The organism is Gemmatimonadota bacterium, assembly GCA_041390125.1.
In the GTDB taxonomy this organism is placed as follows: domain Bacteria; phylum Gemmatimonadota; class Gemmatimonadetes; order Longimicrobiales; family Gaopeijiaceae; genus JAGQIF01.
Window position 1 is genome coordinate 1 of the sequence record JAWKQN010000015.1, and the last position, 21556, is coordinate 21556.

Sequence of the window (21556 nt, forward strand, 5' to 3'; positions counted from 1 at the left end):
CGCACAGTCGACCGATCGGTGCAGGCCGGTGAGGCGGAAGCGCGCGTCATCGTGATCGAAGCCCTGCGCCTCTTCCCAGGTGTCCTGCCCATGGCAGTCGGTGCACGCCCGCCCCCCGAACTGACCGTCGTGGGGATCGTCTTCGCGATGACAGGAGACGCATCCGGTCTCCAGGCCCAGGAACGTCCGGTCCAGCCCCGCGCCGCGTGCGGCCTTGAAGCGGCGCACCGCGGGATCGGCGACGGCATCGCGGTTGTGGCATTGCGCGCACTCCAACGTGCCGTGCGCGCCGGCCAGGGCGTACCCGACATCACGCTCGTGCGCGAAGGCGTCGCGATCGAACCGGACGATGTCGGCTTCCCGTCCGGCGTGCTCCTTGTGGCAGCTGGCGCAATCGTCCGTATCCACACGCGCATGGAAGCCCTGGTCCCGCTCGATCCGCCCCGCCAGCGGGGTGTGGCATTGGAGACAGAGACCGGCGGCCACGCCCTTCTGCCGCAGCTCGTGGCACTGCGTGCAGTTGCGGATGCCCTCCAGGGAGGCATGCGCCTCCGTGAGCTTGCCGGGAGAGATGAGCTGGGCGCCCAGCTCGGCGGTGCTCCCGAGGAGGGCGACCCCTCCCAGCAGCACACCGAGGCCGCTGCGTACACGCCGGATCCGTCGCGTCCGCATTGGATCAGAAGATCCAGGTGTACCCGAACGCCACCGCCACCCCCACATGCACCACGAGGATGAGCAGCATGACGATCGCGAGCGGCAGGTGGAAGGCGTGCCAGTAGCGGAACATGCGCTGGAAGGGCTGCAGCAGCGCGCCCTGGCGTCCCAGGCGCTGACCCCGCTCCAACAATCCAGCGACCTCGGCCCGCAGCCCCACGGGCACGCCGCTGCGCGCCAATGCCGCGTGCAGGCGTCTGCGGCGACCGCGGGCGGTGAGGCGGTATCCCAGCGAGCTCGACAGGGCCGGAAGCAGGCCCGGACGCGCCCCGACGGCGGCGGAGTCCCAGATGCCGGCCAACGCGGCTTCGTCCACCGGCGCGATGGCCCGGGCGCGCTCGAGGAGCGCCGCCTTCTCGTCCTCGATGGCGCGCTGGGACAGGAAGGCCCCGTTCACCGTCTTTGGAATCCACACGTAGACGTAGCGGCCGAAGACGCCACTCACGACGACGGCCGCCATGGACCAGAACGCGATGGCGACGACACCACCGAAACGGAACGTCGTGTGGAGCAGGACCAGGAAGGGCCCGAGCGTGCACAGGAAGATGTGGAACTCGAGCCACCCCTTGAGGCGCCCGAACCGCGCGAGGAACACGAAGCGCTTGCGAGCCGTGTACAGCGCGACCCCGAGCAGGATCATGGCCGTCCCGACGATTCCGTAGCCCTGACCCAGCAGCCCGTTGGGCGCGAAGAGCGCGTGCGAATCGGCGTAGAGGCGGTCGGCGAGCGGGAGGCGGTAGTAGTCCAGACCGTGGAGCGAAGCGGCCACCGCGACGACCACCCAGACGACGACGAGGAATCCACGGAACACGGCCCGATCCTCAGAACGTCTTCCAGAGGCTGCTGTACAGCCGCAGGTTGCGGAGGTTGCCGCCCCACTGTCCGCTTCCCTGCACCGATGCGCGCAGGCCCTCCCGCAGGGGAAATGTCACGGACCCGTCCACGCCGTGGGTCGTGAGCCGGTTGAAGGCGCTGTCGGTCCGGTAGAACCGGTATCCGAACCGGGCATCGACGTCTCCCAGGGAGCGAGAGAGCGTGGGCGACAGCGTCGTTCCCGTTCCCAGGCCGTCACTCCACCAGGTGAGGTAGGTGTTCGTGCTCCACGCTCCGGGGCCCCGGAGCTGGACCGAGCCGCTCAGCGCGTGCGAGGTGCCGCGCACGTCGGAGCGATTGACACTGGCATCGGCGCCGACGACCGCGCCTCCGAGGGCGACGCTCGCACCCACTCCCGCACCGTCCCGCAGGTAGGAGAACGGGTCACCGGGCAGCCAGTAGTAGTAGGGCTGGCGCCGCGTGAGTCGCGCGTAGAGTTGCGTCGCGGTGCGGACCCGGAGCGTCGCGTTGGCCTGCAGCTCGGTCAGCCTCCACCCACCGTCGTTCACGTCCTGATCCACCTGCAGGTCGTTCGACACCGTCAGGCGGCTCCACCATAGACGCTGCGACCATCCCAGGAACGTGTGGGCGGCCTGTCCCTCGCGCGGCATGAGCCGATGGATGGAACCGTCCGCGCGGAAGCCCGACCCCTCGGTGCGGCGCTCGAGGTCCACGAACGCGCTGACCTTGGGGAGCTGGGTGCTGAACCCTTCGTTCCAGGCGTCCGGCTGGAAGCCGACGAGCACGCCGCCGCCAAGCTCGCGCCCACCCACACGGACCACGCCGCCGTCCCAGTAGCCGCTGAATGATTCGTAGGGGCTGTAGAACCGACCGAGCCGCACCTGGAGTCGCTCGGTCTCGCGGTCCAGACTGAGCTCGTAGACCCGGAGCGACCGCTGGTTGGCGAGCGCGATCCCGCCGCTCGCATGGCGGTAGGAACCGCGCAGGTTCGCCTGGAGTCGCAGCCCGCCAGGCAGATCCGTGACGGTCCCCATCAGCCGGGCGGTGGGGGTCACGAACGTGCGGGAGACCGTGCCGGACTCCGTGCTGTCGGACCAGTGCGTGCTGGACTGCACCGCGTTCAGGTCCACCAGCAGACGTCCCGACGCGCGTGCCGAGCGCGTCGCGTCGACCTCGGTGGCCGCGGCCGGGGCTGCTCCCTCCGGGAACGCGCGAGCGTACACGTCGATCAGGGTCTCTGTGGGCCGGCCCTGCCCCTCGTGTGAGAGGCGCACACGGTCCCCGCGGGTGACCTGGACCGGCGCCCCCACGAACTCGAGGACTGCGCGTGCCTCCGCCGCGGCCAGGACGTGGAGGCGACGCCCCCCCTGCTCAGCGTCGTCGACAGCGAGCAGCGCGAGGGTGTCGTCGGCCATCAAGCCCGACTCGGTGCCGCGATCGACATACAGGGTGGAGCCCGCGATGCGCGTGACGGTGGTGACGACCACGTCCTGCCGGGTCTCCGGAGCCGGCGTCGCATCCGGGACGCGAGCGGACACCGCGTGCGGTTCGACGACCGGGCTCGCCGCGCGTGCCGCTGCGGATGGCGCCGGGTCCGGTGCCGGGGGGAGCGGGGTCGTCGCATCGACCACACCGACCGTCCAGGCGGCGAAGCGCACCGGGCCGGTGTCCAGGTGCACCACCACGGCGTCCCCTTCCCGTTCGAGCCGATGGGCGACCGCGCGCTCGAGGTCGAGGACCACCCGCACGGTCGTCTCGTCGAACTGGCTGCTACGGATCCGCGCGATCCCCGACCCGCGCACCCCCGCGAAGTCGGTCCGTTCCAGGTCGTGGTCCAGACCGGAGAGATCCACCACCACGCGCGCGGGACCACTCAAGCGGAACGCGCGCACCGCCTGCAACCCGGTCGTGGTCAGAAGCACCTGCGTGCCCTGACCCGTGGCCTGCACCTGGATGCCGCGCAGGTGCCCCTGCGGCTCCTGGGCGGCGGCCGCCGCCGGAAACAGCAGCACTGCCCAGATCCACGTGCGCGGTACGCGGACCCGGCTCACGACCGACCCGTGGGGTGGCAGGAGAGGCAGGCCGTGCTCGTGTAGGAGTAGCCCGACCGGCCTTTGTGCTTGTCATCCATCTTGGACTTGCTGTGCTCATGGCAGGTCAGGCACGTGAAGACGGCGTAGTCGGAGGGGTTCGTGTGACAAGTGCTGCAGTCGTTGTTCCACTTTCCCCGGTGCTTGCCGGAGTAGATCGGGAAGAAGGCGCCATCATGGTTGAAGGTGGCGCCCGACCACTGCGTCTGCGTGTGGCAGTCGAGGCAGGTGGTGGGGAAGCCCGTGCCGGCATGCTCGCCGTTGTAGTCCGCCTGGTGGCAGGCCACGCAGTCATTCTGGGTGGCGGGGCTCCAGGGCACGGCGCCGTTCGGGCCCGAGTGGCAGGTGCTGCACTGCGCCGACGCGTGCGCCCCCACCAGCGAGAACCCGCTGGCCACGGTGGCGTGGTTGAACGTCGCACCCGTCCACGTGTTCACGCTGTGGCAGGACAGACACGTCGTCGGGAAGCCCGTCCCCGCATGCTCCGCGTTGTAGTCCGTCTGGTGGCAGGCCACGCAGTCGTCCTGGCTGGCCGGGCTCCAGGGCACCGTGTTGTTCGGGCCCGAGTGGCAGGTCTCGCACTGCGCCCCGGCGTGGGCACCCACGAGCTGGAATCCACCCGCAGCCACCGCGTGATCGAACACGGCGCCGCTCCAGCGCTCCGTACCGTGACAGGTGGCGCAATCGGTGGGGATGCTCGTGCCTGCATGCTCGCCGTCGTACTCGGCCCGATGGCACGCGACGCAATCGTCCTGGTTGGCGGGGCTCCACGGGACGGCCCCGCCCGCTCCGGAGTGACACGCCGAGCAGGAGACCGTCTGGTGGCGTCCGACCAGCTCGAAGCCCTCCGAGAGGGCCAGGTGATCGAACGTGGCCGTCCCCCATCCATCCACCGTGTGACAGGTGGCGCACTCGGTCGGGATGTTCGTCCCGGCATGTTCGCCGTCGTAGTCGGCCTGGTGGCAGGCCACGCAGTCGTCGACGTCGCGCGGGGTGAACCGCAGCTCGGTGCTGGGGATCAGGTGACAGCCCGCGCAGGGCGCCTCGGCGTGCTCCCCCAGGAGGGGGAACCCGGTGACCTGCAGATGGTCGAACGCCGCGCCCTCCCAGCCGGTCTCGCTATGGCATTGGACGCAACCAGTCGGGAACCCGCCGCCCGAGTGCTCGCGATCATAGTCCGTCCGGTGACAGGCCACGCAGTCCTGGTCGTCCGCGGCCTGGAACGGCACGTCGAAGGCGGGGCCGCTGTGGCACGACGAGCAGGCTGCATCCTGGTGTCGTCCGATCAGGCGGAAGCCCTCCGACAACGTCGGGTGGTCGAGCCCGGCGCCGTCCCAGGAATCGACGCCGTGGCAGCTGAGGCAGGTCGTCGGGAAACCCTGGCCTCCATGCTCCCGGTCGAAGTCCGCGACGTGGCAGGTGACGCAGTCGTCCTGGTCCGCGGGCCGCCAGAGCGGTTCCAGGGACGGCATCTGATGACAGCGGGCGCATTCCAGCCCCACGTGGGCACCCACGAGCCCGAACCCGTCGGACAGCCGCGCGTGATCGAAGGATTCGCTCGCTCGCCACGACAGCGTGCCATGACACTGCTGGCAGCTGGTGGGGAAGCCCAGGCGCTCATGATCGACGACGTCGGTCCGCTGGTAGTCGGCGACGTGACAGCTCAAGCAATCCGAATCGCGCGTGGAGAACGCGCCCCCGCGGTCGTCGGTGTGACACGTCTCGCAGGTGACCTGCAGGTGGGCGCCGGAGAGCGGGAACTCCGTGCGGGCATGCAACTGCACGGCTTCGACCTGTTGGAAAGAAGCCGTGGAATGACAACTGGCGCAGTCCTGACCCAATGCCGCCTGGTGGACATCCAGGTGACAGGATGCACAGTCCGCGAGCGGGACGCGCGGTTGATCGAACCGCAGATCCATATGGCACCGCGTGCACTGCGCTTCGGCGTGCGTGCCGGTCAGCGGGAAGGCGGTGCGTGCGTGGTCGAAGTCGGGGCTCGACTTGACCGGCGTCCACGATTCGGGCGTGTGACAGGAGACGCAGTCCAGGTCCGCGGGCAGCGGTCCGTGGGGATTGATGCCGGCGACCTGGGCGCTGCCCGGCATGGCGAGCAGGCCGGTCAGGACGACCAGCGACAACCCGTGCGCCAGCGTCCTCATCGGCCTACGCCTGGTCCCGCGTACGTTCGAGGGCGGCGCGCGCCATGGCGGCCACCGCACCTGCCGTCTCCTGCCGCGCGGCGCGCTCCCACCACTCGCGTGCCTCCTGCACGCTTCCCTGGTTGATCGCAGCCACGCCGAGGTTGTAGAGGGCGGACGCGTCGTCGGGGAACCGGACCAACATGCGGGTCATGAGGGCGCCCACGTCGGACCAGCGCACCAGGGACCCGTAGCAGTTGGCCAGGTCCAGCCAGGCCTGCCGGCGACCGGGGTCGAGCTCGAGGAGCCGCTCGTAGTAGGTGGCAGCCTCCTCCCGCTTGTGTGCGTCGTACAGGAGGGTCGCCAGGCTATCCAGGGTCGCCGCGTCGTCGGGCGTGGCGTCGAGGCGGGCGCGCAGACGCTCCGTGCGCGCATGGTATTCGGCGGAGACGGGGCCGACGGATTCGCCGGGGGCACCCAACTGCACGCCAGCGGCGGCGTGCAGCGTCTGGAGCGAGTCGGCGGACAGCCCGGACGCATCCGGCGCCGGCGGAGCGGACGCCGGAAGCGCTCCCGCGCGCAGCGACGCCAGCACGGCTACCCCGAGCGCGAACGCGCCCGCCAGCAGCAACAGCCCTCTCCGGGGCGGACGCGCCGGCGACGCTTCAATATTGAAGGAACCCACTCGATGCTCTCCGGTCCATGGTGCGATACCGGAGAGAGCTGTGAGGCAGCGTCGTACGTGAACCACGTACCGTCCACCGGGGGAGCCTCACCGGGCCGACACTGGGTAGGACTACGGAGGCAAGAGCGGGACCGGAGGGCTGGCGGTGTAGCAGACCAGCGACGAACCGGGCGGGATCCCCGCAACCACGGGGAGTGAGTGCGGGCTAAACCAAACCGGCGCTACGGCCTACCCTGGTCCGCGCCGACGCACGACCGTCTCGGAACGGGCATCGTCGACCACACGCGCATCGAAGTCGTACCGTCGCAGGCGCCGCTCATCGCGGCGCGCCCGGTCGCGTTCGCCATAGCGACCCACCCGCACGCGGTAACGGTCCTCGCCGTCGGACGGGAGGCGGACCAGCCGCGGGGAGAGGCCCGCGCGCAACGCGTCGTCGAAGACCCGGGCGGCGCGGGCGTAGGAGTCCGTGGCGGCCAGCTCCAGCGCGAACAGGGGTGCCGGTGCCGACCGGGGCTGAGCAGCCCGGCGCTCTCCACGGGCCTCGGCGAGCTGATCGAGTCGGTGGCGCGCGCGCGATGCGTAGCTGCCGCCCGGGTGTTCCAGCACGATGCGGACGTAGTCCTGCGCCGCCAGGTCCGGATCCACGGTGAGCCGCGCGCGCAGCCACAGGCCGCGCTCGCGATCCGCGGCGCTGCGGTCGTCGAAAGCATCCCACCACAGCTCCAACGCCAGGCGCGCCTCGTCCAGCCGCGCCTCCGCGGCGCGCGCCTCGACATCGTCCAGCGTCCAGCCCTGTGCGGCGAGATCGGCAGGCACCGCCAGCACCAGCGTAGCGGCACCCACCCAGGCCCGCACGTTCACGCGGCGCTCCGGCCGCGCGCTTCCAGCGTCAGGAACCACTCCTCCAACAGGTGCTCATCGGAGAAGCTCGCGCTCTTCAGGAGGCGATCGACGCGCGCGAGGCCTACGAGCGCTTCGCGGATCTGGGGCTCGGTCCAGCGGCGCGCCTGGGGAGCGAGCCTGCGCGCCAGCCACTTCTGATGCCCGGGTAGCACCCGCTCCAACGCGGCGGCGCCCCCGGTGTTGAGGAGGCCGAGGCGCAGCAGGTGCGTGCCGAGGCTCATCGCCAGGCCCACGCCCGATTCGCCTTGGTCCAGGAGGACCGGCAGCGCCCGGCGCGCGTCGCGGAAGCGGCGCTCCCCGACCAGGTCGAACCACTTCCAGCGATCCTGCGCGGGCAGGCGGGTCCCGGCCGCCTCGACGTCCGCCGCCGTGATGCGCTGGGCGTCGCCCACGCGGTCGCGCAGCTTGGCCAGCTCCTGGTCCAGGATACCGAGGTCGGCTCCCACGCCCGCCGCGAGTGCGCGGGCCGCGTCGGGTTCGATCTCAACCCCGTGGTGCTCCTGTCCCCAGCTCATCAGCCAGCCCGGCAGGTCGTCGGGAGAGAGCGGCTCGAACTCGACCGAGCGCGCCTTGCGGGCGAGCGTGGTCCAGAACTTGGCCTTGGAGCCACCGGTGCGCGCCACCAGCACGAGCGCCAGACCCGGCGGCGTGCGCGCCAAGGCATCCTCGATCACGGCGCGCGTGCGCGAGCTGGCCGCGAGGCCCTCTGCGTCGCGGATCAGCACCACGCGCCACTCGGCCATCATGGGAGGCGTGCCGATCACGGACGCGAGCGTCTCGACGGTCACGTCGGTGCCGCGCAGGACATCCAGGTTGAAGTCGCGCGTGGAGGCGTCGAGATGGCGCTCGAGCAGGGTCTGGAAGGCGCGCTCCTTCCGGAACTCGTCATCCCCGTGGAGGAAGAAGACCCCGCCCTTCTTCCCGTCGAGGGGGGAGGACACCGGCGCCCTGCCCTACTGGAAGCTGGCGGCCCGGACGGCCAGGGGCGTGGTGGTCCGATAGCCGGCGACGGAGGAGTACTCGTGCAGGAGGGCGTTGGCGTCTCCCCAGAAGTCGTCCGCGAGCACACCCGGCAGACCGGCCCCGCCGGGGAAGGGCGTGGACCCCAGGCGGAGCCGGGGCTGGGGACGGGTGGGCGGCACGGCCGCGATGGCCGGCAAGGTGACGTCCACCACCACCGGCTGCAGCGTGGGCAGCCAGGCCAGGATGACCAGCACCACGGCCACGCCGGCCAGGGCGCCCGTGGTGGCGACAGACCCCTGGGGGCTCCGGGCCAGCCGGTTCAGGGCGCGCTCCTCGCTCAGGCGGGCGTGGAGGCGGGCCCGGAACTCCGGGGTGGCCTCCAGGTGGGGCAGGTCCCGCACCACCCGGCCGCTCCGCTCCACCACGCGGGCGTAGCGGTCGCAGCGGCAGCAGGAAGCCCGGTGACGCGCGAAGGACGCGCGCTCGTCCGGGCCGAGCACCCCGTCATGAAAGTCTGAGAATCCGGCCAGGAACTCCTGACACCCCATGGGACCCTGAATCCGCTGCGTCGATGAAGGTCGCGCCGCCGAGAGCGGCTCCAGGGGTGATACTGGTCGGGTCCGGGGCAGGTTCCGGCCACGGCGCTCCGGGGAGGAGGCCGGAACGGCGTGAGGGCGCCCTTCGCGGGGGCGCCCTCACGGTCGTGCGGTCGGTCCGCCCCTCAGGGCGGCTCCAGGCCGGCCCTAGTCGATCATCGGGGCGATGATCCGGGCGAAGTTGTTGCGGGCCCGGTTCAGGCGGCTCTTGACCGTCCCCAGGTTGCAGTCGGTGATCTCGGCGATCTCCTCGTAGGTCTTCCCCTCCAGCTCCCGCAGCACGAACACCTCGCGGTGGTGCTCCGGCAGCTCGGAGACGGCCTCCTCCACCTTCTCGCGCAGGAAGCGCTTCCGGTAGAGATCGTCGGGCTTGAGCTTGCTGTCCTCCCACTCCAGCGGCCGATGGTCCGCGTCCCAGTTCTTCTTGATGGTCTGGAACAGCACCAGCGGATTCCGCGAGCGGTTCCGCAACTCGTTCTTGGCCAGGTTCCCCGCGATGGTGTAGATCCACGTGGAGAACTTCTTGGTCTGGTCGAACCGATGCAGGTGGCGATACACCCGCACGAACGTCTCCTGCACCAGGTCCTGCGCACGCTCGCGGTCTCCGACCGTGCGATAGACGAAATTCAACAGGCGTTGGTCGTAGCGTTCCACCAGCTCACCGAAGGCACGCTCGTCCCCGGCCAGGAACGCCTGCACCACCTCCGAGTCGCCGAGCTGGCCGCGCTCGACACGAGCCTCACGCGAGGCGCCGGTCCCGTCGGGACCCGCTCGCTCCAACAGGCTGATCTTCCGCGCTCCCATCATCCCCCCAGGCTTCGATTGGGCTCGGACCGCCTTCCCCGAAGGAAGACAGCCGGGGAACTCCGCCCGTGAGGAAGGGCACCTTCCATACCATGGCGGAACCCTAGCAGATACGCGGGTTTCCGCCATCCATGTCCTCCAGGGGGGACGGGCCAGTGTTTCAGAATGGACGGGGTGAAACCCGGGACGGGACAGCCCCCCTGTCGCCTCCGGGGCGGACTCCACGCCACGAGCGCTATCCCGCCGCCCCCGCCCGCTCGACCTCGAACGCGTCGTTCAGGCGCGCCGCCAGCTCGATCCCCTCGCGCTCCCGCACCCCCAGGAGGAGCAGCAGGCCGACCGCGAAGAAGCCGACGATGGTGCCCATGGCCACCCGGTGGTTGCCGGTCCAGGCCAGCGCGGTCGTGTAGGCCAGCGGCCCCAGCAGGGAGGACATCTTCCCCGAGAAGGCATACAGCCCGAACGCCTCGGCGTGCTTGTGCTCCGGCACCAGCTTGGCCAGCAGGCTGCGGCTGGCCGACTGGTTGGGGCCCATCATCACGCCGATCAACGTGGCCGCCAGCCAGAAGCCCGCCACGCTCGACGCGTTCACGCCGACCACCCCGGCCACGATCAGCCCGAGAAGCGTGATGACGATGGTGCGCTTGCCGCCGATGCGGTCGTCGATGAAGCCGAAGGCGAACGCGCCGATCCCCGCGGCCACGTTGAGAGCGATGCCCATCGCCAGGACCTGCTCGATCTCCATCCCGAGCACCGCGGCGGCGTAGACGCCGGCAAAGACGATCACGGTGGTGAGGCCGTCGTTGTAGATCATGCGCGCCACGATGAGCTTGGTTGCCTCACGCAGCTCCCGCAGATGGCGCGTGGTCTCCCGCAGCCGCTGGAACCCCACCCGGACATAGCCCCCTTCCGGCGCCCCGCGTCGCTCGGCCCGCTCCCGAACGCCGAAGAACATGGGCAGCGAGAAAACGAAGAACCAACCCGCCACCAGGAGATTCGTGGCGCGCACGTTCAGATCGTCGGCCTCGGGGAGCCAACCCCGTACCATGCCCAGACCGAGTGCGAGGCAGATGAGTCCACCGATGTAGCCGAGGAAGTACCCGATGCCGGAGATGCGCCCGATGGTGCGCGCCGAGGAGACCTCGGGCAGGAAGGCGTTGTAGAAGACGTTCGCGGACTCGAAGCCGATGTTGGCCACGACGAACAGGGCCGCCGCCGCCCAGGCGTCGCCCGGCCCCATGAAGAAGAGCAGGCACGTGAAGACGATCGACTGCAATGAGAAGAGGACCAGGAAGACCTTCTTGCGACCCGAGTAATCGGCGATGGCGCCCAACACGGGCATCAAGAGGGCGACCACGACGGCCGACAGGTTCACCGCCCGGCCCCAGAGGATCGTCCCTTCCACGTCGGATGGGGCAATGACGTTGGTGAAGTAGATGTTGAAGACGAACGTCACGACCAGCGTGTTGAACGCCGAGCTGCCGAAGTCGAACAGCGACCAGCCGACGACGTCGCGATTCCAGATCCTGTCCATGCGCCTGTGGTGCACCGGTTGGGGGGAACCACCGGGCCCTGGGCGTCGGCGCCGCTATCCGCGCCGGCCGGGCTCCAGCAGGAAGCGTCCTGCGTACAACAGGGACACCAGCGTCTTGGCGTCCGTGATCTCGCCCTGCTCGATCAACCCTTCGACCTCACTCCAGGGAAGGGCCACGACCTCCATGAACTCGTCGGCGTCGCGCCCGGTGCTGCCCTCCGACAGGTCCCACGCGGCATAGATGCGGATCACCTCGTCGGTGAAGCCCGGCGTGGTGTGGATCTCCGTCAAGCGCCGCAGCGTGCCCGGCACGTACCCGGTCTCCTCCTCCAGCTCCCGCCGGGCGCACACGTCCCAGTCCTCCCCGTCGAAGGCGGGCATGCCGGCGGGCACCTCCCACATCGCGCCGCCGGCCGCGTAGCGGTACTGCCGGAGCATCACCACGCGGGGGTCGGCGGCCGTGGTCGGATCCTCCAGGAAGGGCACCACGCAGGACGCACCGCGATGACGCACCAGCTCCAGCTCGCCCACCGAGCCGTCCGGGAAGCGCACCGTGTCCACGCTCAACCGCACGATGCGCCCTTCGTGCACCATGCGCCGATCGAGTCGGGCGGAGTCGTCGCTCGGCATCAACCGGGCTCCACCACCTCGACGGGGCCGTGGCCCAGGGCCTCCAGGTCGGCCCGGATGGCGTCGGCGTCTCCCACCACCACGACCTGGGCCCGCTCCGGATGCACGTGCGCCCGGCCCGCGGCACGCGCCGCGTCCGTCGTGACGGCCCGGATGCGGTCGCGATACAGGTCGTACTCGTCTTCCGGGAGGTCGTAGACCCACAGGCGTCCCACCTGGTTGGCGACCTGGCCGCCCGTCTCGAACTGCAACGGGAACACGCCGGCCATGTAGTCGCGGGCGGACTCGACCTCCTCGTCGGTGGGGCCGTCCCCCACCATGGCGCGAAGCTCGGAGAGCGCCTCGCGCACGGCCGCGGCGGTCACCGCGGTCTCGACCGCGGTGGAGACCAGGAAGGGCCCGTCGTTGCGGCGCAGGTCGAAGCGGGCGCGCACGCCGTACGTGAAGCCGTGCCGCTCGCGCAGGTTGAGGTTGAGGCGGCTGGAGAAGAGGCCGCCCAGGATCTCGTTGAAGACACGCAGGGCGAAGAAGTCGGGCGTGGCGCGTGACGCGCCCACGTGTCCGATGCGGATCTCCGACTGCACGGCTCCTTCCCGGTGGACGATCCAGACGCGTGGCTCCTCGGAGCGCGGCGCACACGAGAGGGCCGGCCGGCCCGGACCCACCCCGGTCCATCCCGCGAAGCGGTCCTCGATGCGCGCGGCCAACGCGTCGGCGTCCACGTCCCCGGCGGCCACCACGGCGGCACCCGCGGGCCGGTACGCGCGCGCATGGAAGGCGGCCAGACGCTCCGGATCCATGCGGGAGACCGTCGCGCGCTCCCCGCTCAGGCGCCGCCCGTAGGGCTCGCCCTCCGCGTAGACCAGGCGGGCGGCCGAGTGGCCGGCGAGCGTCCGGGGATCGGCGAGTTCGTGCTCGATCTGGGCGAGGCGCTGGTTGCGCAACCGCTCCACCTCGTCGGCCGGGAAAGCCGGCTCCAGCACCATCTCCGCCAGCAGGTCGAACGCCTCCAGGGTGCGGTCGGCCGTGCACGTCATGCCGATGACCGTCGCATCCCACCCGGTGTGCACGGAGACGGCCGTGCCGATCGACTCGAGCGCTTCCGCCAGCTCGGACGCGCTCCGGCGCGCGGTGCCGCCCTCCAGCGCGCGTCCGGTGAACACGGCGAGTCCGGCGTCGTCGACCCCGACCACGGACTCGGACGCATCCAGCAGCAGGTTGAGCGTGACCAGCGGGATGCGCGGCATGCGCGCCACGGTGAACGGAACTCCGGGTCCGACGCGTGTCGTTTCCACGCGCGGTGGTGTGAAGGGCCGGATGCGACCCGGCGCGGGCACGTCCACGTGGGTACGGGAGCTCATTCGCCGTTCTCCGGGAGGTAGGTGAGCACGGCGCGGTTCTCCGAACCCAGGAACTCGCGCGCGAAGGCCTCCACGTCGTCGGCGCCCACCTCCCGCAGCCGATCGATCTCCCCGGAGAGGCGACCCGGATCCTCGAAGTAGTGCTCGAACATCGACAAGAGGTCCGCTCGCTCCCCGATCTCCTCCACCGACGAGAGGAGGCGGGTCTCGGCCAGCGCCACCGCGCGCTCGACCTCTCCGCCGCGCACGTCCTCCAGCCCGTCCAGCTCCGCCAGCACCGCCTGCTCCAACGTGTCGGGATCGACGTGCGGCAGGCCCGTGGCCCAGACCACCGCCAGCGCGGCGCCGGTGTCGATCGGAAAGACGAAGCCGGCGACGTCCTTGGCGATGCGCTGCTCACGGATCAGGCGCGAGTACAGGCGCGAGGCGCGCCCCGACGCCAGAACGCCGAAGGCCACGTCGGCCGCGTGGAAGCGCGGGTCGGTGAAGCGCGGGACGCGCAGGCCCACGTAGACCCGCGGGAGCGGCACCTGGGCCTCCACCCGCTCGAACACGCTCACCCCCAGCAGCGGGTCGACGTCCGGCTCGCCCGGAAGCTCCGGGACCTGGGGCCCGGCGGGGATCTCCCCGAAGTTGCGCTCGATCATCGCCAGCGCCGTCTCGCGCTCGAAGTCGCCGCAGACCGTGAGCACGGCGTTGTTGGGCAGATAGAACGTGCGGAAGAACTCGGAGACGTCCTCGAGGCTGGCGGCGTCGATGTCCTCCATCGAGCCGATCACCGTGTGGTGGTAGGGATGCGTGTCCGGGTACACGAGCGCCTGCATGCGCTCGTCCCAGTCCCCGTAGGGTTGGTTGTCATAGCGCCAGCGCCGCTCGTTCTTCACCACGTCCCGCTGGTTGTCCAGCTTCTCCTGGGTCATCGCCGGGAGCATCCATCCCATGCGATCGGCCTCCAACCACAACGCCAGCTCCAGGTGGTGGGACGGCAGCGTCTCGTAGTAGTTGGTGCGGTCGAACCAGGTGGACGCGTTGAGCGAGCCGCCCGCGCGCTCGACCAGCTCGAAGTGCCGGTTCTTGGGCACGTGCTCCGAGCCCTGGAACATCATGTGCTCGAAGAGGTGCGCGAAGCCGGTCAGCCCCTCGGGCTCGTTGCGGGAGCCGACGCCGTACCAGAGGTTCACGCCCACGATCGGGGCGGTGTCGTCGGGAGCGAGCACGATGCGCAGGCCGTTGGCCAGCCGATGCCGCTCGAACGGGATCTCGATCAAACCGGGGAGCTCCTTGTGGGGACCAGGGAGGGGGCGCTCCACAGGAGCGCGTGTCCTACTCGCGTGCGAACGGTCAGGGACGGGTCATCAGGCGGGCGTGGAACGCGCGGGGGCCGTAGCTGCCCTTGAGCGCGGCCCCGGCCGCGTCGCCGCCTTCTTCCAGCAGCTCCTCCACCTCCGCCACCGCGGTCTCGTCGGCGTCCTCGCTCTCGAGCGTGCGTGCGCGCTCCAGCATCTCCCAGGCGGTGTCCTCGTCTCCCTGGGACGCGGAGGCGAGCGCCGCCAGCACCTGGGCCTCCATGTCCTCGGGATCGAGGCGGGCGCCGACCACCAGGTCGGCGGCGGCCTCGTCCGCGCGGTCGGCCTCGATGAGCGCGAGGCCCACGAGGATGCGGGCCCAGGGGTCCTCGGGGTCGAGCGCGCTGGCCTGGTAGAAATCGTCCAGCGCGCCCTCGCGCTGCTCGGCGAGCGAGCGCGCCACGCCCCGCTCCAGGAACGCCAGGGGCTCGTCCGGGTCCAGGCGGATGGCCTCGTCCAGCTCCTTGAGCGCGTCCTCCCTGAACCCCTCCCGCGCCAGGTAGCCGCCGTAGAGCCAGCGCGGCCGGGCGAGCGTGGGACCGAGCAGCGTGGCCGTGCGCAGCGCCGCTTCCGCGTCCGGGTCGTCGAACCGGGCCAGCCCGGCGCCCGCCGTGGCCAGGAGCTCCGGATCCTCGATGCCGATCTCGAGCGCGCGCCGGAAGCGCTCGTAGCCGATGCCTTCCATCCCGAGCGCGGTCTCCACCACGCCCAGCGCGCAGAGCACCGTCACGTCGTCCGCGTCTTCCTCCAGCAGCGCGCGCAGCGCGTCCGCCGAGCCCTCCCAGTCCCCCTCCTCCGCCATCTCGTAGGCACGGTCGACGGCGCGGCCGCGCGCCTCGGGATCGGTCAGCACCGGCTCACGCTCCGTACTTCTCGAGGCGACCCGCATGCGCGAGCGCGAGCGACATCAGCTCCACGCCGCGGAAGTGGCCGAGGTCGCCGCCCCGGCAATCGCGCTCGCCGAAGCGCTGCGCCGTCGGGCGCGCCCAGCGCGAGGCCAGCAGGACGGGCACGGGGTGCCAGGAGTGCGCCTTGAGCGTGGCGGGCGTCGAATGATCGCCGGTCACCATGAGCACGTCCGGCTCCAGCTCCACGACGCGCGGCACGAGCGCGTCGATGGCTTCGATGGCGGCCACCTTGGCGTCGAAGTCTCCGTCCTCCCCGCGCGCGTCCGTGGCCTTGAAATGCAGGAAGGAGTAGTCGAAGCGCTCCCAGCTCGACTCGAGCGCCGCCACGGTCTCCTCGTCCCCGGCGGGCTCCACCTCGACGGCCATGCCCACGAGACGCGCGACGCCGCGGTACATCGGGTACTTCGCGAGCGCGACGCCCGACAGACCGAAGCGCTCACGGAACGAAGGGATGCCCTCGTAGCGGCTGAACCCCCGCGCGAGGAAGGCATGCACCTTCGGATCGTCGGCGAGCAGCGCACGCGACTGCGTGAGCAGGGACTCCACGATCTCGGCCGTGCGCACGGAGTCGGGCCCGGCGGCGCGCGCCGGCAGCGGTGGGACCCCGGTCTCCTGCGGGTCGGTGTCCTCGACCGCGCCCCCCAGGCCAGGGCCGCGCAGGATCATGACCGCCCGGTGCTCCTTCTCGTGCAGGACGTGCAGCTCCACGTCGTCGGGGACCTCGAGCGCGCCCCGCACCCTGTCGATGACCGCGCGCCCTTCGGCGTCCGAGGGGCGACCCGCACGGCGATCGCTGATGCGCCCCTCGCGGTCCAGCGAGGCCAGGTTCAGCCGGAAGGCGACGTCTCCCGCCTTGAGATCGAACCCGACGCCGAGCGCCGAGAGGATGCCCCGTCCGATCGGGTACTGCAGGGGGTCGTAGCCGAAGAGCGCCAGATGGGCCGGACCGCTGCCGGGCGTCACCCCGGGAGCGACCGGGTTGAAGACGCCGAGCGAGGAGCGGGCGGCCAGGGCGTCCAGGTGGGGCGTACGTGCGGCCTCCAGCTCGGTCAGACCGGAGGGGCCGGGCAGACCGCCCAGGCCATCGAGGACGAGCAGGACGATGGAGCCCCCGTCACCACGGGAGACCAGATCGTCCGGAACGGTGATCGCGCTCATGCGTCCAGAGGGGAGGGGGTCTGCGGACCCGACCAGCCCGGTCGGGCCGAGGACCTGCAATGTAGCAGGTCGCCGAACGCCCGGGGTACCCCGGGAGCGGAAGGGTCGGATCGAACGGTGCCGTCGGCACTTGCGAGCCCGGGGCGCCGCCCGATTGCGCCGTTCCCCCGCCCTTCCTACGATCCGGGCTCGCCATCCGCCGGCCCTCGTCCGCACGCACCGGAGAGACCCCGTGAAGCTCACGCGCTTCGAGATGGAGCGGTACCAGTCGACGTTCGAGCACCGCGTCCGCTACAACCTCTCCGAGAGCGGCGTCCACCCCCTCAACACGGCCGAGCTGCTGGAGCTGGCGGGCAGCGACGTGGACCTGCTGTCCATCCGGCACGAATACGGGCAGTCCAACGGCTCCGACGCGCTGCGGGCGCGGATCGCGGCGCTCTATCCCGGCGCCAGCGAACGCGGCGTGCTCGTCACCGTGGGCGGGGCCGAGGCCAACTTCACGGCGGCCTGGCACCTGATGGAGCAGGGCCAGAAGGTGGCGGTGATGGTCCCCAACTACATGCAGGTGCCGGGGATGCTCGAGACCTTCGGCGCCGAGGTGCTCACCTTCCCGTTGCTGGAGGAGACCGGCTGGCAGCCCGACCTGGACCGCTTGCGCGCGTGCCTGGAGCAGGGCGCCCGCTTCATCCTGGTCACCAACCCCAACAACCCCACGGGCGCCATCCTCACCGAGGCGTCGATGGACGCCATCGTGCGCGAAGCCGACCGCTTCGGGGCGTGGATCCTGGCCGACGAGGTCTACAAGGGCGCCGAGCTGGACGGCAACGAGACGCCGTCCTTCTTCGGCCGCGGCGAGCGCATCCTCGTCACCAATTCCCTCTCCAAGGCCTACGGGCTGCCCGGGCTGCGCATCGGATGGATCGTGGGACCCGAGCAGATCCGGGAAGACCTGTGGAGCCGCACCGACTACACCACCATCACGCCGGCCACGCTGTCCGACCTGTTGGCCACGCTGGCGCTGGAGCCCGCCACCCGGGAGCGCATCCGCACACGCACGCGCTCCATCCTGACGCGCAACCTGCCGCTGCTGATCGAGTGGATGGAGGGTCAGCAGGGGCTGTTCTCCTACCGGCCGCCGCAGGCCGGTGCGATCTGCTACGTGCGCTACGACGCGCCCGTGAACTCCACCGAGCTGGCCGAGCGACTGCGCACGGAGGACGACGTGCTGGTGGTGCCCGGCGACCACTTCGGCATGGACCACCACCTGCGCATCGGGATCGGACCGCCCGCCGAGCTGCTGCTCGAGGGCCTGGAGCGGATGGCGCGCCAGTTCGAGGCGGCGCGCGCCTGAGGGATCAGCGGTCGTGCAGCCAGCGCTCGAGGCGCCACAGCGCGGCCACGTAGCGGGCCGCTTCCTCCCGGTCCTCGGCAGGCGCGGCCTCCGCCAGCGCCGTGGCCCGGTCGAGATCGCGGGAGATGGAGTCGGCGGTCGCGGACACCCAGAGCCGGTGCAGCTCCCGGATGGTCTCGCTCGATGTGGACGGGTTCAACGTCAAGGCTTGGTCCGCTGCACGTTCCCACCCCCGGGCCGCGTCGGGGCGACTGCCCCCCTGGACCGACGGATCGGCCAAAATAGGCCGATTCCCTACCCCACGACAGGTGAAGGAGACCCCCGCCGGATGCGGACCCGACGCCACACCGGAGCCGCCCTGGCGGCCCTGCTCCTCCTGGCCGTGCCCGCGGCCGGGCAGGAGCCGTTCGACCTCCTGATCGAGGGCGGCCGCGTCCTCGACGGCACGGGCAATCCCTGGTTCCAGGCGGACGTGGGCGTCCGGGACGGCCGGATCGTGGCCGTGGGCCGCCTGCAGGGGCAGCCTGCCCGGCGGGTGCTCGACGCCCGCGGGCGCATGGTCGCTCCCGGCTTCATCGACCTGCACTCCCACGCCGACGACCACTTCCCGGGACGCGAGCCGTCCGGGCTACGCTCGCCGGACGCCCGCCGGCGGGCCGCCCCCAACGTGGTGGCACAAGGGGTCACCACGGTCGTGGTCAACCAGGACGGGCGCTCGTTCTGGCCGATCGCCGAGCAGCGGGCCACGCTGGAGCGACTCGGCTTCGGACCCAACACGCTGCTGATGGTGGGACACGGCGAGGTCCGCCGGCAGGTGCTGCGGGACGACGTGGAGCGCCCGGCGACGCCGGAGGAGGTGGCGCGTATGCGCGCCCTGGTGCGCCAGGGCCTCGAGGAAGGGGCGGTGGGCCTGTCCGCCGGTCTCGAGTACGTCCCCGGCCGCTTCAGCACCACCGACGAGGTCGCGGCGCTCGCGGAGGAGCTGGTGCCCTTCGACGGCGTCTACATCTCGCACGAGCGCAGCGAGGGCTCCGATCCCATGTGGTTCTGGCCCAGCCAGGACGCGGCGGGCCCGCCCACGCTGCTCGACGCCGTGATGGAGACGATCGAGATCGGGCGTCGGAGCGGTGCGCGCGTGGTGGCCTCGCACATCAAGGCCAAGGGCGCGCACTACTGGGGCTCGTCGGGTGCGGCCATCCAGCTCATCGAGCGCGCGCGCGCCGAGGGCGTGCGCGTGTGGGCCGACCAGTACCCGTACGCCACGTCGGGCTCGGACGGCAGCACGGTGCTCATCCCGTCCTGGGTGTTCCGGGCACCGGCGCGTCAGGAGCCCGACCGCACCGCGGAGCTGGAGCGCGCGCTCGCCGCGCCGGCCACGGCCGCCCGCGTGCGCTCCGACATCGCGCACGAGATCCGGCGGCGCGGCGGCGCCGACCGCGTGGTGGTCTTCGATCATCCGCGCGCGGACTTCATCGAGAAGAGCCTCGCGGAGGTGGCAGCCATCCTGGGACAGGATCCGGTCGAGGCCGCGCTGTCCCTGCAGCGCCTCGGGGACCCGAAGCGATCCGGCGGTGGACGCGTGCGCGGGTTCTCGCTCTCGGAGCTGGACGTGGAGGCCTATGCGGCGCAGCCGTGGGTCGCGACCGCATCCGACGGCGGCATCGCGCTGCCGGAGGACGGACCCGCCGTGCACGCGCGCTTCTACGGCACCTTCCCGCGCAAGATCCGTCACTACGCGTTGTCCCGCGGCGTGCTGTCGCTGGAGGACGCCATCCGCTCCATGACGTCGCTGCCCGCGCAGATCCTCGGCCTGCGCGACCGCGGCCTCGTGCGCGAGGGCATGGCGGCCGACCTGGTGGTCTTCGACCTCGAGCGCATCACGGACCGGGCCACCTTCAGCGACCCGCACCAGTACGCGGAGGGCATCGAGCTGGTCCTCGTGGGCGGGGTGCCCGTGGTGGAGGAGGGAGCGCTCACCTGGGCCCTGCCCGGCCGGCTGCTCACCAGGGACGGGGGGAACCGGTAGTGCCGCTCCGCGACGCCGCCCACGAGCTGGGCCTGCTCGTCCGCTCCCGCCATCCGCTGCTCGTCCTGGACTCGACGGACGACGAGCGCCTGCGCACGCTCCTGCACCACGTCACCGACGCGGTCGGCGTGCCGCTCTTCACCTGGTCGCGCGTGCGCGGGCTCACGCGGGCGGGCGCGAGCGCCGCGGTGTACGGGACGGACGATCCGGGCGCGGCCCTCGGCCACGTGTCCGCCAGCACCGTGACCGCGCTCTACCACTTCCCGGGGCTGGCTCCGCTGCTGCGGGGCAACGCGGCCCTGGAGGCCCGCTTCCAGGAAGCGGTGGCGCGGGCCCGGGCCCACAGATCCACTCTGGTGGTCACCGGACCCGACGTGGATCTGCCGGAAGCCGTGACGCCCCACATCACGCGCTTCCAGATGCCCGCTCCCTCCGAGGCGGAGCTGCGCGGCCTGCTCTCCCAACTGATCCGCGACCTCTCGGCACGTCAGCACGTGGAGGTGGCGGTCACCCCGGCGGAGCTGACGCGCCTGCTCCGCCCGCTCGAGGGGCTCACGCTGCTCGAGGCGGAGAAGATCCTGACCAAGGCCATCGTGGAGGATGGGCGCCTGGGCGTCGAGGACATCCGACACGTCATCGACGCCAAGAAGCAGGTCATCGAGCGCGAGGGGCTGCTGGAATACTACCCGTTGGAGGAGGCGCAGACGGAGATCGCGGACCTCGTCCGCCTCAAGGACTGGCTGCGCAAGCGCAAGGCGGTGCTGCAGGATCCGGCCGCCGCGCAGCGCTTCGGGCTGGAGTTCCCGCGCGGCATGCTGCTCCTGGGAGTGCCCGGGTGCGGGAAGAGCCTGTGCGCCAAGGCGGTGGCGGCGGAGTGGCAGCTGCCATTGCTCAAGCTCGACCCCTCCAACCTCTACAACAAGTACATCGGGGAGAGCGAGAAGAACTTCAAGCGCGCCATGGAGGCCGCGGAGCGCATGGCACCGGTGGTCCTGTGGATCGACGAGCTGGAGAAGGCGTTCGCCGAAGGCGGCTCCGAGGACGGCGGGGTGTCCACCCGCATCCTGGGGAGCTTCCTGTCCTGGATGCAGGAGCGAAAGGGCGAGGTCTTCGTGGTGGCCACCGCCAACCAGATCGCGCGTGTCCCCCCCGAGCTGCTCCGCAAAGGCCGCTTCGACGAGATCTTCTTCGTGGATCTTCCACCCGCGGAGGTGCGCCGCGACATCCTGCGCATCCACCTGGCGAAGCGCGGCCACGATCCGGCCGGCTTCGACCTGGACGGTCTGGCCGCGCGCAGCGACGGCTTCAGCGGCGCCGAGCTGGAGCAGGTGGTGGTGGCGGCGCTCTTCAGCGCCTTCTCCGCCAGGCAGCCCCTGACGGACGGCGGTCTGCACGCCGAGATCGACGGCACCCTGCCGCTGTCGGTCACGATGGCCGAGCGCGTGGCCGAGATGCGCGCGTGGGCGCGGGATCGGGCGGTGCCGGCGAACTGAGGCGCCCTTCGTGCGCGGGCGC

Annotated in this window: 19 protein-coding genes; 3 read left to right on the forward strand and 16 right to left on the reverse strand. The window is 71.2% G+C overall.

Annotated elements, in window-relative coordinates; all coding sequences use genetic code 11:
• From R3E98_16465 to R3E98_16535, 15 genes are all read right to left on the reverse strand, one after another.
• Positions 1-672 (reverse strand): cytochrome c3 family protein (locus tag R3E98_16465; GenBank protein MEZ4424990.1); only part of this gene is annotated, 672 nt, incomplete at its 3' end.
• Positions 673-676: 4 nt separating this feature from the next.
• Entirely contained in the window at positions 677-1525 is an 849-nt protein-coding gene (locus R3E98_16470; GenBank protein MEZ4424991.1) for a hypothetical protein, read from the reverse strand.
• A 10-nt stretch (positions 1526-1535) separates the two neighbouring features.
• On the reverse strand, positions 1536-3560 hold the full coding sequence (locus R3E98_16475) for an AMIN domain-containing protein (protein MEZ4424992.1): 2025 nt from the start codon (positions 3558-3560) through the stop codon (positions 1536-1538).
• A 35-nt stretch (positions 3561-3595) separates the two neighbouring features.
• On the reverse strand, positions 3596-5797 hold the full coding sequence (locus R3E98_16480; GenBank protein MEZ4424993.1) for a hypothetical protein: 2202 nt from the start codon (positions 5795-5797) through the stop codon (positions 3596-3598).
• A gap of 4 nt (positions 5798-5801) precedes the next feature.
• Positions 5802-6407 (reverse strand): tetratricopeptide repeat protein, encoded by a 606-nt coding sequence (locus R3E98_16485; GenBank protein MEZ4424994.1) that lies wholly within the window; start codon positions 6405-6407, stop codon positions 5802-5804.
• A 282-nt stretch (positions 6408-6689) separates the two neighbouring features.
• Positions 6690-7322, reverse strand: coding sequence for an SPOR domain-containing protein (locus tag R3E98_16490; protein ID MEZ4424995.1), 633 nt, complete (start codon positions 7320-7322; stop codon positions 6690-6692).
• The gene (gene holA, locus R3E98_16495) at positions 7319-8305 is read right to left on the reverse strand and encodes a DNA polymerase III subunit delta (GenBank protein MEZ4424996.1); all 987 of its coding nucleotides are present in this window, start codon (positions 8303-8305) and stop codon (positions 7319-7321) included. Before holA ends, R3E98_16490 begins: the two co-directional genes overlap by 4 nt.
• Positions 8306-8317: 12 nt before the next feature.
• A complete protein-coding gene (locus R3E98_16500) occupies positions 8318-8875 on the reverse strand; it encodes a hypothetical protein (GenBank protein MEZ4424997.1) in 558 nt (185 codons plus the stop codon).
• A gap of 195 nt (positions 8876-9070) precedes the next feature.
• Positions 9071-9730, reverse strand: a complete 660-nt coding sequence (locus R3E98_16505) for a sigma-70 family RNA polymerase sigma factor (GenBank protein ID MEZ4424998.1) — start codon at positions 9728-9730, stop codon at positions 9071-9073.
• A gap of 232 nt (positions 9731-9962) precedes the next feature.
• The gene (locus R3E98_16510; protein ID MEZ4424999.1) at positions 9963-11261 is read right to left on the reverse strand and encodes an MFS transporter; all 1299 of its coding nucleotides are present in this window, start codon (positions 11259-11261) and stop codon (positions 9963-9965) included.
• Between the two features lie 54 nt (positions 11262-11315).
• Positions 11316-11891 (reverse strand): NUDIX hydrolase, encoded by a 576-nt coding sequence (locus R3E98_16515; protein MEZ4425000.1) that lies wholly within the window; start codon positions 11889-11891, stop codon positions 11316-11318.
• Positions 11891-13252 (reverse strand): pitrilysin family protein, encoded by a 1362-nt coding sequence (locus R3E98_16520; protein MEZ4425001.1) that lies wholly within the window; start codon positions 13250-13252, stop codon positions 11891-11893. Before R3E98_16520 ends, R3E98_16515 begins: the two co-directional genes overlap by 1 nt.
• On the reverse strand, positions 13249-14520 hold the full coding sequence (locus R3E98_16525) for a pitrilysin family protein (GenBank protein ID MEZ4425002.1): 1272 nt from the start codon (positions 14518-14520) through the stop codon (positions 13249-13251). The genes R3E98_16520 and R3E98_16525 overlap by 4 nt, the downstream gene beginning before the upstream one ends.
• A 73-nt stretch (positions 14521-14593) precedes the next feature.
• Positions 14594-15451 carry a hypothetical protein gene (locus tag R3E98_16530; GenBank protein MEZ4425003.1) on the reverse strand — a complete coding sequence of 286 codons (858 nt, stop codon included), beginning with the start codon at positions 15449-15451 and terminating at the stop codon, positions 14594-14596.
• 4 nt (positions 15452-15455) lie between these two features.
• On the reverse strand, positions 15456-16664 hold the full coding sequence (locus R3E98_16535; protein MEZ4425004.1) for a 2,3-bisphosphoglycerate-independent phosphoglycerate mutase: 1209 nt from the start codon (positions 16662-16664) through the stop codon (positions 15456-15458).
• Between the two features lie 232 nt (positions 16665-16896).
• On the opposite strand from R3E98_16535, the gene R3E98_16540 reads away from it, so the two are divergent.
• A complete protein-coding gene (locus tag R3E98_16540; protein MEZ4425005.1) occupies positions 16897-18015 on the forward strand; it encodes an aminotransferase class I/II-fold pyridoxal phosphate-dependent enzyme in 1119 nt (372 codons plus the stop codon).
• A 4-nt stretch (positions 18016-18019) separates the two neighbouring features.
• Here R3E98_16540 and R3E98_16545 read toward each other — a convergent pair whose 3' ends face one another.
• Complete coding sequence (locus R3E98_16545; GenBank protein MEZ4425006.1) at positions 18020-18220, reverse strand: hypothetical protein; 201 nt, start codon at positions 18218-18220, stop codon at positions 18020-18022.
• Between the two features lie 123 nt (positions 18221-18343).
• Here R3E98_16545 and R3E98_16550 point away from each other — a divergent pair, with 123 nt between their 5' ends.
• Both R3E98_16550 and R3E98_16555 read left to right on the forward strand, forming a co-directional pair.
• Positions 18344-20041, forward strand: a complete 1698-nt coding sequence (locus tag R3E98_16550) for an amidohydrolase family protein (protein ID MEZ4425007.1) — start codon at positions 18344-18346, stop codon at positions 20039-20041.
• A complete protein-coding gene (locus tag R3E98_16555; GenBank protein ID MEZ4425008.1) occupies positions 20041-21534 on the forward strand; it encodes an AAA family ATPase in 1494 nt (497 codons plus the stop codon). The genes R3E98_16550 and R3E98_16555 overlap by 1 nt, the downstream gene beginning before the upstream one ends.
• Positions 21535-21556: the final 22 nt, after the last annotated feature.

Bases quoted from the DNA above. Each gene is read 5' to 3' on its own strand.
- R3E98_16480 (MEZ4424993.1), bottom strand. From the start codon at position 5,797: ATGAGGACGCTGGCGCACGGGTTGTCGCTGGTCGTCCTGACCGGCCTG.
- R3E98_16500 (MEZ4424997.1), bottom strand. From the start codon at position 8,875: ATGGGGTGTCAGGAGTTCCTGGCCGGATTCTCAGACTTTCATGACGGG.
- R3E98_16505 (MEZ4424998.1), bottom strand. From the start codon at position 9,730: ATGATGGGAGCGCGGAAGATCAGCCTGTTGGAGCGAGCGGGTCCCGAC.
- R3E98_16510 (MEZ4424999.1), bottom strand. From the start codon at position 11,261: ATGGACAGGATCTGGAATCGCGACGTCGTCGGCTGGTCGCTGTTCGAC.
- R3E98_16515 (MEZ4425000.1), bottom strand. From the start codon at position 11,891: ATGCCGAGCGACGACTCCGCCCGACTCGATCGGCGCATGGTGCACGAA.
- R3E98_16520 (MEZ4425001.1), bottom strand. From the start codon at position 13,252: ATGAGCTCCCGTACCCACGTGGACGTGCCCGCGCCGGGTCGCATCCGG.
- R3E98_16535 (MEZ4425004.1), bottom strand. From the start codon at position 16,664: ATGAGCGCGATCACCGTTCCGGACGATCTGGTCTCCCGTGGTGACGGG.
- R3E98_16550 (MEZ4425007.1), top strand. From the start codon at position 18,344: ATGCGGACCCGACGCCACACCGGAGCCGCCCTGGCGGCCCTGCTCCTC.